12 protein-coding genes are annotated in these 13,911 nt (G+C 69.8%); 6 read left to right on the forward strand and 6 right to left on the reverse strand.

What is annotated here, in order from left to right:
• Nucleotides 1–12: 12 nt before the first annotated feature.
• On the forward strand, nucleotides 13–939 hold the full coding sequence (locus tag ACK4TT_RS00165) for a hypothetical protein (RefSeq protein ID WP_409635977.1): 927 nt from the start codon (nucleotides 13–15) through the stop codon (nucleotides 937–939).
• Between the two features lie 211 nt (nucleotides 940–1,150).
• Nucleotides 1,151–2,770, forward strand: coding sequence for an amidohydrolase (locus tag ACK4TT_RS00170; protein ID WP_409635974.1), 1,620 nt, complete (start codon nucleotides 1,151–1,153; stop codon nucleotides 2,768–2,770).
• Nucleotides 2,771–2,792: 22 nt separating this feature from the next.
• On the opposite strand, the gene ACK4TT_RS00175 is transcribed toward ACK4TT_RS00170, so the two are convergent.
• Complete coding sequence (locus ACK4TT_RS00175) at nucleotides 2,793–3,290, reverse strand: Lrp/AsnC family transcriptional regulator (RefSeq protein ID WP_409635971.1); 498 nt, start codon at nucleotides 3,288–3,290, stop codon at nucleotides 2,793–2,795.
• Nucleotides 3,291–3,715: 425 nt separating this feature from the next.
• Between ACK4TT_RS00175 and ACK4TT_RS00180 the strand changes: the two genes are divergently transcribed.
• Complete coding sequence (locus ACK4TT_RS00180) at nucleotides 3,716–6,574, forward strand: TonB-dependent receptor plug domain-containing protein (RefSeq protein ID WP_409635968.1); 2,859 nt, start codon at nucleotides 3,716–3,718, stop codon at nucleotides 6,572–6,574.
• Nucleotides 6,575–6,593: 19 nt separating this feature from the next.
• Here ACK4TT_RS00180 and ACK4TT_RS00185 read toward each other — a convergent pair whose 3' ends face one another.
• Entirely contained in the window at nucleotides 6,594–7,259 is a 666-nt protein-coding gene (locus ACK4TT_RS00185) for a lysoplasmalogenase family protein (RefSeq protein ID WP_409635965.1), read from the reverse strand.
• A gap of 111 nt (nucleotides 7,260–7,370) precedes the next feature.
• On the opposite strand from ACK4TT_RS00185, the gene ACK4TT_RS00190 reads away from it, so the two are divergent.
• The gene (locus ACK4TT_RS00190; protein ID WP_410212086.1) at nucleotides 7,371–9,320 is read left to right on the forward strand and encodes an alpha/beta fold hydrolase; all 1,950 of its coding nucleotides are present in this window, start codon (nucleotides 7,371–7,373) and stop codon (nucleotides 9,318–9,320) included.
• Nucleotides 9,317–10,030 (forward strand): SDR family NAD(P)-dependent oxidoreductase, encoded by a 714-nt coding sequence (locus tag ACK4TT_RS00195; protein WP_409635960.1) that lies wholly within the window; start codon nucleotides 9,317–9,319, stop codon nucleotides 10,028–10,030. The genes ACK4TT_RS00190 and ACK4TT_RS00195 overlap by 4 nt, the downstream gene beginning before the upstream one ends.
• A 147-nt stretch (nucleotides 10,031–10,177) precedes the next feature.
• Here the strand turns inward: ACK4TT_RS00195 and ACK4TT_RS00200 are convergent, their stop codons facing one another.
• Together ACK4TT_RS00200 and greA are read right to left on the reverse strand one after the other, a co-directional pair.
• Nucleotides 10,178–10,393, reverse strand: a complete 216-nt coding sequence (locus ACK4TT_RS00200) for a hypothetical protein (RefSeq protein WP_409635957.1) — start codon at nucleotides 10,391–10,393, stop codon at nucleotides 10,178–10,180.
• Between the two features lie 70 nt (nucleotides 10,394–10,463).
• Nucleotides 10,464–10,946, reverse strand: coding sequence for a transcription elongation factor GreA (gene greA / locus ACK4TT_RS00205; RefSeq protein WP_409635954.1), 483 nt, complete (start codon nucleotides 10,944–10,946; stop codon nucleotides 10,464–10,466).
• Between the two features lie 88 nt (nucleotides 10,947–11,034).
• On the opposite strand from greA, the gene ACK4TT_RS00210 reads away from it, so the two are divergent.
• Nucleotides 11,035–11,712, forward strand: coding sequence for a nitroreductase (locus ACK4TT_RS00210; protein WP_410212087.1), 678 nt, complete (start codon nucleotides 11,035–11,037; stop codon nucleotides 11,710–11,712).
• Between the two features lie 87 nt (nucleotides 11,713–11,799).
• Here the strand turns inward: ACK4TT_RS00210 and ACK4TT_RS00215 are convergent, their stop codons facing one another.
• Entirely contained in the window at nucleotides 11,800–12,870 is a 1,071-nt protein-coding gene (locus ACK4TT_RS00215; protein ID WP_409635948.1) for an alpha/beta fold hydrolase, read from the reverse strand.
• Complete coding sequence (locus ACK4TT_RS00220; RefSeq protein WP_409635944.1) at nucleotides 12,867–13,889, reverse strand: aromatic ring-hydroxylating oxygenase subunit alpha; 1,023 nt, start codon at nucleotides 13,887–13,889, stop codon at nucleotides 12,867–12,869. Before ACK4TT_RS00220 ends, ACK4TT_RS00215 begins: the two co-directional genes overlap by 4 nt.
• Between the last annotated feature and the right edge of the window lie 22 nt (nucleotides 13,890–13,911).

The raw sequence follows: 13,911 nt of genomic DNA on the forward strand, positions 1-13,911 counted from the left end.
TTCACTGCGGGCATGACCTCCGAAGCAACGCCGGGGCCCATTCCCGAGACGGTGGCGGTCCGCGTGGCCGGACGCCTGGGCATGCAGTTCTTCCTGAACTGCCTGAGGATCGCCTGCGACGGCCGCAACCTGGTTGACGGGCTGATCCTCATGGCGATCGGCCACGCCAACCTCGAGCACCTGGACCGGGAGCCCGAGCTGCAGGCGCGGTTCGCCGGCTTCGATCAGCCGCCGCCGGTGGAACTGGTCCGGCCGATCAGCGTGAACGCGCTGGCGGGCAGCCTGCGGATGCCATTCGAGACCGTGCGCCGCCGCACCCTGGCGCTGCGCGCGGACGGCGCCTGCGCGGTGGAGGAGCGCGGCCTCGTCCTGCCGCCCGGCCACCTCGGTTCGGAACGCGACCGGATGACGGCCTTCTCCCTGGCCCAGCAGACGAAGATGCTGCTGGTCGGCCTGTCGGCCCTGGGCGTGCTGCGCCTGCCCCCCGGCGAGGCCGCGCCCGACGCCGCCCCGCCCCGGCCGGCCGCCCGGCTGGCCGTCGCCTATTGCCTGAGGCAGCTCGAATCCCTCTCGCGGCATATCGAGGACCCCACGGTCGGCGTCCTGCTGATCCACATCATCCGGATCACCACCGACCACCTGGACGACACCTACACCGAGTTCGCCGAGACGGAGGACCTGGTGCGGGACGACCTGCGCCGCCCGGTGGCGGCGTCGCTGCTCGCCGAGCGGGTGGGCCTGCCCAGGGAGACGGTGCGCCGGCACGTGGCGCTGCTGCTGGACAAGGGCTGGGTGGCGCGCGCTCCCGCGGGCGGCCTCCACCTGACCCGCGAGATGCTCCGCGCCTCCCCCTGGCCCGAGGCCCGGCGGGAGAACGTGGCGAACCTCAACCGGCTGGTCGCCGGGCTCGCGGCCGCGGCCCGCGCTACGCACGCCTGACGCGAACCCCTGCGGGCCGCGCCCCTGGCGGGCGCCCGCGCCGCCCGGACCGATCAGCAAACAGGCGCCGGACGCCGCGAATCTGCGCTGCAAGCTTGCGGACCGGTCAAAGAACGGGTCCGACGGCGGTTCGCGGGGTTGGCGGGTTGCCGGTGTGCGTTTTCCGCACCTGAATGACCGTCATGTTCTGAAATGTGCAGGGGATGGGGGAATGAGTTCGATTTTCTTCGACAAGACCTCAATGGACGCCCGGATCGGGCGCAGCCGAACGCTGAAGGCGCTTCTGCTGACCGCCGCGATCGCCCTCCCGGCGATCGCTCACGCCGAGCCCACCGAGGCCATGCGGGAGGCCGCCGTCGCCAAGGTCGACGCCAACGCCAAGCTCGCCCAGGAGATGGTCGACTCCGTCTTCAGCTTCGCCGAGCCGGGCTTCCAGGAATTCAAGACCAGCGAGTACCTGACCGGCATTCTCGAGAAGAACGGGTTCAAGATCCAGCGCGGCGTCGCGGGCATCCCGACCGCCTGGACGGCGACCTGGGGCTCGGGCGGCCCGCTGATCGCGCTGGGCAGCGACATCGACGGCCTGCTGGGTCTGTCGCAATACCCGGGGAAACCCGAGATCACCCCGATGGTCGAGGGCGCGCCGGGCCACGGCGAGGGCCACAACTCGGGTATGCCCATGATGATCGTCGCCGCGCTGGCGGCGAAGGACGTCATGGAGAAGAACAAGATTCCCGGCCGGCTGATGCTGTGGCCGGGCGTGGCCGAGGAGCTCCTGGCCACCAAGGCCTTCTACGTCCGCGACGGTCTGTTCAAGGACGTGGACGCCTCGATCTTCGCCCACGTCAGCCGCGACTTCTCGACGGGCTGGGGCCCGGCCGGCAACAACGGCATGGTCTCGGTGGAATACACCTTCAAGGGCAAGACGGCGCACGCCGCCGGCCAGCCCTGGGACGGCCGCTCGGCCCTGGACGGCGTCGAGGTCATGAACATGGCGTGGAACATGCGCCGCGAGCACCTGCCGCTGACCCAGCGGTCGCACTACGTGATCACCAACGGCGGGGGCCAGCCCAACATCGTGCCGGGCACGGCGACGGTCTGGTATTACTTCCGCGAGCAGAACTTCAAGTCGATCCGAGACCTCTATGAGCTCGGAAACAAGATCTCGGAAGCCGCGGCCATGGCCACCGACACCACGGTCGAGCACCGGGTGCTGGGCTACGCCGCGCCCAACTACGGCAACAAGCCGCTGGCCGAGGCCGCCTACGCCAACATCAAGCGCGTGGGCATGCCCGAGTGGTCCGAGGCCGACAAGGCGTTCGCCAAGGCGGTGCAGACCACCAACAAGCTGAAGGGCGACCCGCTGCCGACCGAGGTCGGCAAGCTGACCACGCCGGACGACCGCTCGGGCTTCGGCGGCGGCTCGGACGACATCGGCGACATCATGTGGACGGTCCCCACCATCACCATCCGCTATCCCTCGAACGTGCCCGGCGCCATCGGCCACAACGTGACCTCGGCCATGGCCATGGCGACGCCCATCGCCCACAAGGGCGTCATGGTGGGGGCCAAGGCGGTGGCGCTGACGGTGCTGGACATCGCCACCACGCCCAAGCTGGTGGCCGACGCCAAGGACTACTTCCAGAACGTCCAGCTCAAGGACCAGAAGTACGACCCGGTCCTGCGGCCCGAGGACAAGCCCGCGATCTGGCTGAACAGCGAGATCATGAGCCAGATGCGGCCGAAGATGGAGCCGTTCTACTACCAGCCGAAGAAGTACAAGACCTACCTGGACCAGCTCGGCGTCCCCTATCCCGGCGCCGCCAGGTAGGTCTTTTCCGCGCCGCCGGTCGTCAGCCCTCCTTGTCCAGGAAGACGACCGGCGGCGTGCTCCTCCGCGTCACCTCCCGCAGGACGAAGCTGGAGCGGATGCGGGCCACGTGCGGCAGGGTCGACAGCTCGCGCCGATAGACCCGGTCGTAATCCTCGAAGGACTCCACGTTCAGCATGATCAGGAAGTCCGTGTCGCCCGAGACGAAGCCGCAATAGGAGATCGACGGACACTTCACGACCTCGCGCTCGAACTCGACGAGGGCGTTTTCCGCCTGGGAGCTGAGCTCGATCGCCACGAAGACCACCACGCCGAAGCCCAGCCGGGGCAGGTTGAGGTTGGCCGAGTAGCTGAGGACCGCGCCGCGCTCCTCCAGGCTGCGGCGCCGGCGGGCCACGGCGGTGCTGGAGAGGTTGATCTTCTCGCCGAGGAAAACGTCCGAGGCGCGGCCGTCGGCCGAGAGTTCCCGAAGGATACGATAGTCGATGTCGTCCAGGTCGAGTGGTTCAGTTTTCGACATGCCAGGCCCGATTCATGCACAGTTGCTCAGCATCATAGGCGAAGAAGAGTAAATTTCGAAATCCTCCGTGGAGAAAAATTGATCGACTGTTAGATTTCTACACGGGAGTTGCGGGGCGAAGCTGCGGCAGTTCTGCGGAGAACGCCACGCCAAGGCCCGCGTAGGGGAACGATTACGGCCGCCGCCAAGAGCGGCCGATGGGGGGATGCGCCGACTAGGGTGAGCCCGGCGAGGCCGAACGGTCCGCCCCGGGGTCAGTGCCACGAGGCGTTCCGGGACGGCGCGCGCTGCAGGCCGCGGTTCCGGCGCTTCCGAAACAGAGGTCGACGACCGGCCGCCTCCCGCGGCCGGAGCCGCGCGCCCGCCGGGCCGCGCCGACGGCTTCTGCGTGCCTGCTCAATCCAAGAACAACAAAGGGGATCATCATGACTGCTTCGCTTGGCCGGCGCCTGAACCTGTCCGCCCGGCCCCACGCCCGCCGATGGGCCCTGGCCACGGCCAGCGCCGCCGCCCTCGCCGTCTCGTGCGGCGCAGCCTTCGCCCAGTCCGCCGAGACCACGGCCGCCGCCGCCGCGCCCGTTGGCGAGAGCAACCTCGAGGAGCTGATCGTCACCGGCTCGCGCGTGGCCCGCGACGGCTACGACGCGCCGACGCCGGTGAACGTCATGGGCACCGAGGAGATCAAGGCCGCCGCGGCGGCCAACATCGCCGACTTCGTGAACACCCTGCCCTCGGTGGCGGGCAGCTCCACGGCTGCCAACAGCTCGGGGGGCCTCAGCAATGGCGTGGCCGGGATCAGCGCCATCAACCTGCGGGCCCTGGGCACCGGCCGAACGCTGGTGCTGTTCGACGGCCAGCGCTCGGTGGTCTCGGCGGCCACGGGCCTGGTGGACACCAACACCTTCCCGCAGTCGCTGATCAGCCGCGTCGAGGTCGTGACCGGCGGCGCCTCCTCGGCCTACGGCTCGGACGCCATCGGCGGCGTGGTGAACTTCATCCTCGACAAGGAATACACCGGCGTCAAAGCCAGCGCCGAGTACGGCGAGACCACCTACGGCGACAACGACAACTGGAAGGCCAACCTGACGATCGGCAAGCCGTTCGCCGGCGGCAAGGGCCACGCCCTGTTCAGCGCCGAGCGGGTGCGCCAGGACGGCATCCACTACACCGCGCGCGACTGGAACAAGAAGGGCCACTTCGCAGTCCGCAATCCCGACACCTCGGCCGGCGCGCCGTACTACATCGTCTCGGACAACGTCGGCATCTCCGCCTACACGCCGGGCGGCCTGATCACCGCCGGCCCGCTGAAGGGCACCTACTTCGGGGTCAACGGGTCGGTGAACCAGCTCGCCTATGGCACGGTCACCGGCCAGTGGATGATCGGCGGCGACTGGGAATACGCCTCCTCGGGCATGCTGGGCACCAACAGCCTGGCGCCCGACGAGGACCGCGACAGCCTGTTCGGGCGGGTCAGCTACGAGGTCGCCGACAACCTGTCGGTCTTCGCCCAGGCCTCGTGGGCCAAGTACGAGGGCCTCTCCTACTACATCAACCCGACCCAGACGGGCATCGTCATCCGCTCGGACAACGCCTTCCTGCCGGCCTCCATCCGCTCGCAGATGGCGACCCTGGGCCTGACCTCGTTCACGATGGGGACCAGCAACGCCGACATGCCCGCCTCGGGCAGCCACAACGAGCGGAAGACCGAGCGCTATGTGGTCGGCGCCAACGGCGACTTCGAGGCCGTGGGCCTGGCCGTGGACTGGGACGCCTACTACCAGCACGGCGTCACCGAGACCGACGAGCAGCTCACCCCCACCTGGAACAACGCCCGCCTGGCGCTGGCCACCGACGCGGTGGTGAACCCGGCCAACGGCCAGATCGTCTGCCGCTCGACCCTGACCGACCCGACCAACGGCTGCGTGCCGCTGAACCGCTTCGGCGTGGGCGTGGCGAGCCAGGCGGCCCTGGATTACGTGCTGGGCGAGCCGCTGCGCGAACAGAGCTTCAAGCAGGACGTGGCGGCGGTGAACTTCCGCACCAACAGCGTCCAGGGCTGGGCCGGGCCGATCTCGCTGGCCGTCGGCGCCGAGTACCGCAAGGAGCAGATGGACGGCTCGGTGGCCGAGGAATTCAAGTCCGGCTGGAAGTACGGCAACTACAAGGTCACCGAGGGCAAGTACAACGTGAAGGAGGCCTACGCCGAGATCCTGCTGCCGCTGTACAAGGGCCTGGACTTCAACGGCGCGGCCCGCATCACCGACTACTCGACCTCGGGCACGGTGAAGACCTGGAAGGCCGGCCTCACCTATTCGCCGATCCCCGACGTGATGTTCCGCGGGACCCGGTCGCGCGACATCCGGGCGGCCAACATGAGCGAGCTCTACGACAGCGGCACGGCGCGCTCGAACTCGGTGAACATCAACGGCGTCTCGACGCCGTTCGTGCAGAACCTGCAGGGCAACCCGACCGTCAAGCCGGAAGTGGCCGACAGCTGGGGCCTGGGCGTGGTGGTCAAGCCGAGCTTCCTGCCGGGCTTCGCCGCCTCGGTGGACTACTACGACATCAAGGTGGACGGGGTGATCAGCTTCGTCACGGCCCAGAACGTGGCGGACTACTGCTTCATCAACAAGGTGCAGAGCTACTGCGACGACCTCGTGTACGTGAACGGGGTGCTGAACACGATCAACCTCTACTACGACAACCTGAACAGCATGACGGCCAAGGGCCTGGACGTGGAGGCCAGCTACCGCGTCGCCCTGGCCGACCTCTACGCGCCGCTCTCGGGCGACCTGACCCTTCGGGCCCAGGCCACCCACTACATCGAGAACGTCACCGACGACGGCGTCACCGCCATCGACCTGGCGGGCGCGAACACGAGCTCCACGCCGGACTGGATCTACCGCCTGAGCGCCACCTACAAGGTCGATCCCTGGACCTTCACCCTGGTGGCCCGGGGCGTCAGCGACGGCGTGATCAGCAACGCCTACACCGAGTGCACGAGCGGCTGCCCCGCCAGCGTCTCGCCCTACTTCACGATCAACGACAACGACATCAAGGGCGAGGTCTTCTTCGACCTGTCGGCCAACTACGCCTTCGAGGCCGGCCCGACCCAGGGCGAGGTCTATGTCTCGATCCGCAATCTGTTCAACACCGACCCGCCGCTCACGGCGAACCCGGCCAACCTGGGGGCCGAGAACACGGTGGGCTATGTGCAGACCAACCGCTCGCTCTACGACGTGCTGGGCCGCGTGATGCGGGTCGGCGTCCGGCTGAGCTTCTAGGACGGGGGCGGCGGGCGGCTCAGGCCGTCCGCCGCCCGGCTTCGGCCAGGGTGCGGGTGACGCCCAGGCAGATCATCAACTGGCCGGTGAAGTAGAGGGCCCAGACCCCGAAGCCCGCCAGTTCGCTGCCGGCCAGCGGCCCGAGCCTGGCGAAGATCAGCAGGTCCGAGACCAGGAACATCAGGGCGCCCAGGCCGGTCAGCACGCGCGGGAAGCGGCTGAGCCAGGCGGCGGCGGCCATCAGCGACAGGCCGGTGGTGTAGAGGGCGATGCCCGGCGCGGCGGCGCGGTCGTCCGGCAGGCTCCAGGCGAGCGCCACGACGAGGCCCGTAAACACCAGGGCGCCGGCCGCCCGGACGACGGTGAGCGGGGCGCGGGCGTTCTTCAGATAGAGCCCGATGGCCACGAGGTGGCCGGCCAGGAACGACACGGCGCCGACCTGGAGGCCCACGGCGTCCAGCAGGACGTCGCCGAGCGCGCCCAGGGCCAGCACGAGGGCGATCAGCCAGCCGTCCCGGTCCTTGGCCAAAAGGGCGGCGTAGAGGGCGAGCAGGCCGACGCCCGAGCCCTTCACCGCCACGTGCGCCCATTGAGCGAGCGGTTGGTCCCAGGTGAAGACGTAGCCGATCCCGCCGGCGATGGCGGCGGCCAGCACGATCCTGGCCAGGATGTGACGCGGTTCCATGTGGCTTGCCCCCCGACTCCCCGTTTTGCGACACGCTAGCACGCCCCCGGATTGACGCGAGGTTCCGGTCGCGGTCAGGTCGCGGCCCTGGTTCGATTTGGGGGTGTTCGGATGACTGTGCGCGTGTTGCTGGCCGGCGCGGCCATGAGCCTGGTGCTGGCAGGCGGGGCCGTAGCGCAGGTGGAGCCCCAGGTCGAGACCCGCGAGGCCGGGCAGATCGTCTACCAGGGCGTTCCCGCGACGCCGCCTTCGCTGCAGGCGGCCATCGCCCCCTACTACAACGCCCGCTCGGCGGTGTTCGAGGACTGGCTGCCGGACGGCTCGATGCTGATCGCCACGCGGTTCGGCGAGACCAGCCAGATACACCGGGTGGCGGCGCCCGGCGCAGCGCGGACCCAGCTCACCTTCTTCGGCGAACCCATCAGCTCGGCCAAGGCCCGCCCCGGAACGGCGACCTTCGCCTATCCGCGCGACGTAGGTGGGGCGGAGTACTACCAGCTCTACCTGCGCGACCTAGCGGGCCACGAGATCCAGCTCTCGGCGCCCGATACCCGCAACCAGGGCGCCGTCTTCTCCAAGGACGGGACGCTGGTCGCCTGGAGCCAGGTGACCCCGGGCGATCCCAACTACGACATCGTCATGGCCGACCCGGCGAACCCGGCGAGCCGCCGGGTGATCCACGAGGGAACGGGCGCCATCGGACCACTGGACATCTCGGCCGACGGCCAGCGCCTGCTGGTCGCCCGCTACGTCTCGGCGGCGCAGGTGGAGATGTTCGTGCTGGACGCCCGGACGGGCGACCTTTCCGCCCTGGGACCGCAGGGCCGCAAGATCGCCTATGTCGGCGGAGGGTTCGTGGACGGCGGCAAGGCCGTGCTGACGCTGTCGGACGACGGCTCGGAGGTGACGCGGCCGGTGGTCATCGACCTCGCTTCGGGCAAGGTCCGCGACCTTGATCCTGGCGCGACGTGGGGCGCGGAGGACTTCGACCTCTCGCCGGACGGCACGACGATCGCCTACGCGGTCAACGAGGAGGGCTATTCGCGGATCGTCCTGCGCGACGTGGCCAGCGGCAAGCTGCTGAAGGGGCCGGAGCTGCCGATGGGCGTGCTGAGCTCGGGCCTGAAGTTCTCGCCGGACGGATCTAAGCTGGGCTTCAGCCTCTCGACCTCGACCGCCGCCGGCGACGCCTGGAGCTATGACGTGAAGGGCGGGACGCTCACCCGCTGGACCGAGAGCGAGCTGGGCGGCCTCGACCCCGCCAGGCTGGTGGAGCCGACCCTGTTCCGCTACCCGACCTTCGACAAGCGGACGATCCCCGCCTTCATCTATCGGCCGAAGACCGCGCCGGCCGGCGGCAAGTTGCCCGTGGTGATCCAGATCCACGGCGGGCCGGAGGGCCAGGAGCAGCCCAGCTTCAACCCGCGCCGGCAGTCGTGGGTGAACGAACTGGGGGCGGCGGTGATCATCCCGAACGTCCGCGGCTCGTCCGGCTATGGCAAGACCTACCTGTCGCTCGACAACGCCGAGAAGCGCGAGGACTCGGTGAAGGACATCGGCGCCCTGCTGGACTGGGTGGCCAGGCAGCCGGACCTGGACGCCAGCCGCGTGGCGGTGGTGGGCCAGTCCTACGGCGGCTACATGGTGCTGGCCGTGGCCGGCCACTACAACGAGCGCATCGCGGGCGCGATCGACCTCTACGGCATCTCGGACTGGGTGACGTTCCTGAAGAACACCGAAGGCTACCGCCGCGACCTGCGCCGGGCCGAGTACGGCGACGAGCGCGACCCCAAGATGCGGGCGGTGTTCGACAGGATCGCGCCGGTGAAGATGAGCGCGAAGATGAAGAAGCCGATGATGGTCTTCCAGGGCGCCAACGACCCGCGCGTTCCGCGCAGCGAGTCCGAGCAGATGGTGGCCACCCTGCGCGCCCAGGGCACCGAGGTCTGGTACGTGCTGGCCAAGGACGAGGGCCACGGCATCTACAAGAAGGCCAACCAGGAGGCCGTGCGCGCCACCGAGCTGCTGTTCCTGAAGAAGGTGCTGGGGGTCGGGGAGTGAGCGTCCCGCACATCCTCGTCACCGGCTCCACCCGCGGCATCGGGGCGGCCATCGTCCCGGCGCTGGAGGCCAAGGGCGCGCGGGTGGTGGGCCACGGCCGCAACGATGGCGCGGGCGTGATCGGCGCCGACCTCTCGAAGGCCGGCGCGGCCGATGCCCTGTGGGACAGGGCGCTGGCGGCCCTGGACGGGCGGATCGACGTGCTGGTCAACAACGCCGGCGTCTTCGAGGCGGTGGCGGTCGATGCGCCGGCCGACGAATGGCAGGCCGCCTGGGGCCGGACGATGCAGATCAACCTGCAGGCCTCGGCCGACCTCTGCCGGCGCGCGGTGCTGCATTTCCGCGAGCAGGGACGCGGCGGCCGGATCGTCAACATCGCCAGCCGCGCGGCCTATCGCGGGGACTCCCCCGCCCACTGGCACTATGCGGCGTCGAAGGCCGGCATGGTGGGCATGACCAAGTCCATCGCCCGGGGCTTCGCCCGCGAGGAGATCCTGGCCTTCGCCGTCTGTCCCGGCTTCGTGATGACGGGGATGGCCGACGAGTACCTGGCGAGCCGCGGCGGCGACAAGCTCTTGGCCGACATCCCGCTGGGACGGGTGGCCATGCCCGACGAGATCGCGAGCATCGCCGCCTATCTGGCGCTGGAGGCCCCGGCCTCGATGACCGGCGCGGTGCTGGACGCCAACGGGGCGAGCTTCGTCAGGTAGGCCATCCTTGAACGTCATGGCCGGCGTTGTGCCGGCCACCCAGATACGCGGGGCTGCGCCGGGCGCGCGCGGCCCAGGCCCCAGCTCGCTCCGGGAGGTCGGCGCGTCTGGATCCCCGGGACAAGCCCGGGGATGACGATCAGGGGATCAGCCCAGGGCCTGCTCGGTGGCCTCGATCTCGTCCTTGATCCAGTCGTGGCCGTTGGTGACGAGGACGCCCTCGATCGCCGAGATGTGGCCGCGCAGGCGCTCGCGGATGTCGGGCGGCACGTCCCTTCGGGTGGCGATCCAGCGGGCGATCTGGTGGACGGCGAACGCGGTGTGCAGCGCAAGCCGCTCGCGGTCGTCTTCGGAGAGCTTCATGGGCGGGCTCCTCTCGAGCAGGGGCCCACCATAGCGCAAAAACGGCCCGGCCGGTCATGGCAGCCCGCCGTCAGATCCTGACCGCCACGATCTCGACCTCGGCGCCGTGGACGAGCGCCACGTCGCCCACGGACTTGCCCAGGACCGCACGGGCCAGGGGGGAGACGTAGGAGACGCTGCCGTGGGCCGGATCGGCCTCGTCCTCGCCGACGATGCGGAACGCCTGGCGCCGGCCGTCCTCGCGCTCGATCTCGACGACCCGGCCGAACACCGCCCGGTCGGGCGGCCCGTCGGGCTCGGTGAGCTGGGCGTTGGCGCGGCGGGCGGACCAGTAGCGGAGGTCCCGCGTCGCCCGCGCCATGGCCGTCCGGTCCGAGCTGACGCCGCCCTGGGCCTGGGCCGCGGCATAGGCGGCCCGCGCGGCGGCCAGCTCGCGGTCGATGGCCGCGAGGCCTTCGGCGGTGACGAGGTTCGGGTGCGGCGAGATCGGCCGGTCCGGCAGGTCGGCGGCCTGGGCCTCGTAGTCTTCTTCCCGGGTGAACGCGACGGCCATGGCCCAAGGTAGGCCTTCGGCCGCGGCGGCGTAACCCCTCGCGAAGGCGGTTCCATGCCGTGGCGGAAAGGCCCGTAGGTATCCTTTCATGGAATTCGACGACGTCATCCTCGGCCGCCGCAGCATCCGCGGCTACAAGCCCGACCCCGTGCCGCGCAAGCTGATCGAGGAGATCCTCACGCTCGCCATGCGAGCCCCCTCCTCCATGAACACCCAGCCGTGGCATTTCCACGTCCTGACCGGCGCGCCGCTGGACCGCATCCGGGCGGGCAACACCGAGCGCAACCTGGCCGGAATCCCGCACTCGCGCGAGTTCCGCACCGGCGAGGCCTTCGCCGGCGTGCACCGCGAGCGCCAGATCGCCGTGGCCAAGCAGCTCTTCGCGGCCATGGGCATCGCGCGCGAGGACGCGGCGGCCCGGCAGGACTGGGTGCTGCGGGGCTTCCGGCAGTTCGACGCGCCGGTCTGCGTGATCATCACCTACGACCGGGTGCTGGCCGGCAGCGACGACACCCCGTTCGATTGCGGCGCGGTGACCAACTGCCTGGTCAACGCCGCCTGGTCGCGGGGCCTGGGCTGCGTGATCAACAGCCAGGGGATCATGCAGTCCCCGGTGGTGCGCGAGCACGCCGGCATCCCGGACGACCAGGTCATCATGAAGGCCATCGCCATGGGCTGGCCGGACGAGACCTTCCCGGCCAACGCGGTGGTGTCCGAGCGCAAGTCGGTGTCGGAAGCCGCCGTGTTCATCGGCTTCGACGAGTAGGATTCAGTCGGCATTCATCGAGGTGGGGCCCGCTCTCCTCCCCCGATGGAGGAGGAGAAGGGGGCGACGAGCGACCTTAGGGCGTCCCTACTCGCTCCGCTTCAGCAGGTCGGCCAGCTCGTCCTTCCAGAGCACCGCCCAGGTGTGGCTGCCGTGGCCGCGGGTCTGCTCGCTGGCCGGGAGCAGGACGTAGCGGGTGGTCTTCAGGCGCCTGGCGGCGGCCTCGGCGATCCCCAGTTCGGGCGGGTTGATGAAGTCGTCGGCCGAGTTCACCCAGGTCATGGGCGCGGTGATCTTCTCCAGGTCCTTCGAGGGGTCGTAGCTCCGGGAGCTGGCGACCTGATAGATGAAGTCGTTGGCGTCCATGCCGGCGATGCGGCGGGGCAGCTCCGTCGCCAGCCAGGCGTCGGCGGCCGGGCCGGTGGGCATGGAAAGCTGCATCTGGATCGGGGCGGAGCCCGCGATGATCAGGAGGTCGGCGGCGGTCCTCAGCCCCTGGACCGGCTGGGCCTCGTAATCGCCGCCCTGGTAGGCGGGGTCCGAGGTGATCGCCTCGATGGCCATGCGCCGCCACAGGCGGTTGCGGCCGGCGATCTCCACCGGCTGGCAGGCCATGGGCATCAGCGCCCGGGCGCCGTCCGGCCAGGTCGTGGCCCACAGGAAGCCGTGCATGCAGCCCATGGACGTGCCCATGAGCAGGCGGAGCTGCTTGATCCCCAGGTGCTCGGTGACGAGGCGGTGCTGGGCCTCGACCATGTCGGCGTAGTCGTACTTCGGGAAGCGTGCGCGCAGGCCATCGCTGGGCTTGGACGAGCCGCCGTGGCCGATGTTGTCGGGCAGGATGATGAAATACTTCGCCGGGTCGAGCAGGCCGCCCGGCGCCAGCAGCACATCGGCGAACTGGGGCTGGAGGAACTGGCGCCCCGACCCGCCGGTGCCGTGCAGCACCATGACGGCGTTGTCGATCTCGCCCCTGGCGTTCCGGTGCGGGGTCCCCAGGGTGTAGTAGTGCAGCCGAAGCTCCGGCAGGGTCTCGCCCGAGCGGAAGCGGAAGTCGCGGACGACGAAATCCGCCGCCTTGGGTTCGGGCGCGGCCAGCGCGGCGCCGAAGGCGGAAAGGGCGAGCGCCAGGCCCGCGAGGAGGCCGCGCACGCTCACGACGCCGCCGCCATGCGGGAGGGCTCGGGCGCGCCGTGGGCCTCGGCGACCTTGGCCTGGAACCAGGCGATGCCGGCCTCGTGCTTGGGCGACAGCACCCCGCCCCGATAGACGCCGGCCTCCAGATTTCGGCAGACTTCCTCGCACACGTCCTTGTCCTGCTTGGTCACGCGATCCGAGACCACGAACATGTCGGCCAGCTCTGCCGTCCGGGCGGGATCGAAGAAGTAGAAATAGTCGAGCCGGGTGGTGTTGGGGCCAACGGCGGTCATCCGCTCGACCATGTAGCCGTGGCGGTAGGCGTTGATGGCGAGGTTCGGCCACATCCAGGCCCACAGGCCGGCGTTCACCGAGCCGTCGCGGGCGGGCGCTGAGTGGAAGATCACCTCGCCCTCGATCTCGACCTTGTAGTCGGCGACGACGATGTCCTGGTCGAACTCGGGGTGGACCATGTTGAGGTGGTAGCCCTCGAGGTAGTTCTCGACGTAGGTCTTCCAGTTGCAGCCGATCAGGTGGGTGCGCTTCTCGGTCAAGGCGTATTCCGGCAGGTCGGCGGCCCAGCGTTTGTCGAGCGGGGCCATGAACTCGGCCAGCGGCGGGGCGGCCAGGTCCAGGTTCACGAACACCATGCCGCGCCAGGTCTCCACGCGGATCGGGAAGAGGCCGTACTGGCGCGGGTCGAAGCCCGGCGCCTGGCCGAAGTCGACGGCGCTGCGCAGGCGGCCGTCCAGCGTGTACTTCCAGCCGTGGTATCGGCAGGTGAACTGGCCCCCGCAGTTGCCCTCCCCGTCCGGCACCAGGGCGCCGGCGCGGTGGCGGCAGACGTTGTGGAAGGCGGCGAGCCCGCCCTCGGCGTTGCGGACCACGACCACCGGCGCCCCGCCGATGACGTCTGCCAGGTAGTCGCCGGCCTGGGTCAGGGCCGAGCGCGGCCCCACGAACTGCCAGGTGCGGCGCAGGATGCGGGCCCGGTCGGCCTTCAGCGCGTCCTCGCCGATGTAGAAGTCCACCGCCAGCATGGGGCCCCTCCGCTCTGGTGAC

The organism is Phenylobacterium sp. (assembly GCF_046463815.1).
Taxonomy (GTDB): Bacteria; Pseudomonadota; Alphaproteobacteria; order Caulobacterales; family Caulobacteraceae; genus Phenylobacterium.

What these genes read in the sequence shown, in the direction of transcription:
- ACK4TT_RS00175 (WP_409635971.1), bottom strand. Translation starts at nt 3,290, where the DNA reads ATGTCGAAAACTGAACCACTCGACCTGGACGACATCGACTATCGTATC.
- ACK4TT_RS00200 (WP_409635957.1), bottom strand. Translation starts at nt 10,393, where the DNA reads ATGAAGCTCTCCGAAGACGACCGCGAGCGGCTTGCGCTGCACACCGCG.
- ACK4TT_RS00170 (WP_409635974.1), top strand. Translation starts at nt 1,151, where the DNA reads ATGAGTTCGATTTTCTTCGACAAGACCTCAATGGACGCCCGGATCGGG.
- ACK4TT_RS00190 (WP_410212086.1), top strand. Translation starts at nt 7,371, where the DNA reads ATGACTGTGCGCGTGTTGCTGGCCGGCGCGGCCATGAGCCTGGTGCTG.
- ACK4TT_RS00185 (WP_409635965.1), bottom strand. Translation starts at nt 7,259, where the DNA reads ATGGAACCGCGTCACATCCTGGCCAGGATCGTGCTGGCCGCCGCCATC.
- ACK4TT_RS00180 (WP_409635968.1), top strand. Translation starts at nt 3,716, where the DNA reads ATGACTGCTTCGCTTGGCCGGCGCCTGAACCTGTCCGCCCGGCCCCAC.
- ACK4TT_RS00220 (WP_409635944.1), bottom strand. Translation starts at nt 13,889, where the DNA reads ATGCTGGCGGTGGACTTCTACATCGGCGAGGACGCGCTGAAGGCCGAC.
- ACK4TT_RS00210 (WP_410212087.1), top strand. Translation starts at nt 11,035, where the DNA reads ATGGAATTCGACGACGTCATCCTCGGCCGCCGCAGCATCCGCGGCTAC.
- ACK4TT_RS00165 (WP_409635977.1), top strand. Translation starts at nt 13, where the DNA reads ATGACCTCCGAAGCAACGCCGGGGCCCATTCCCGAGACGGTGGCGGTC.
- greA (WP_409635954.1), bottom strand. Translation starts at nt 10,946, where the DNA reads ATGGCCGTCGCGTTCACCCGGGAAGAAGACTACGAGGCCCAGGCCGCC.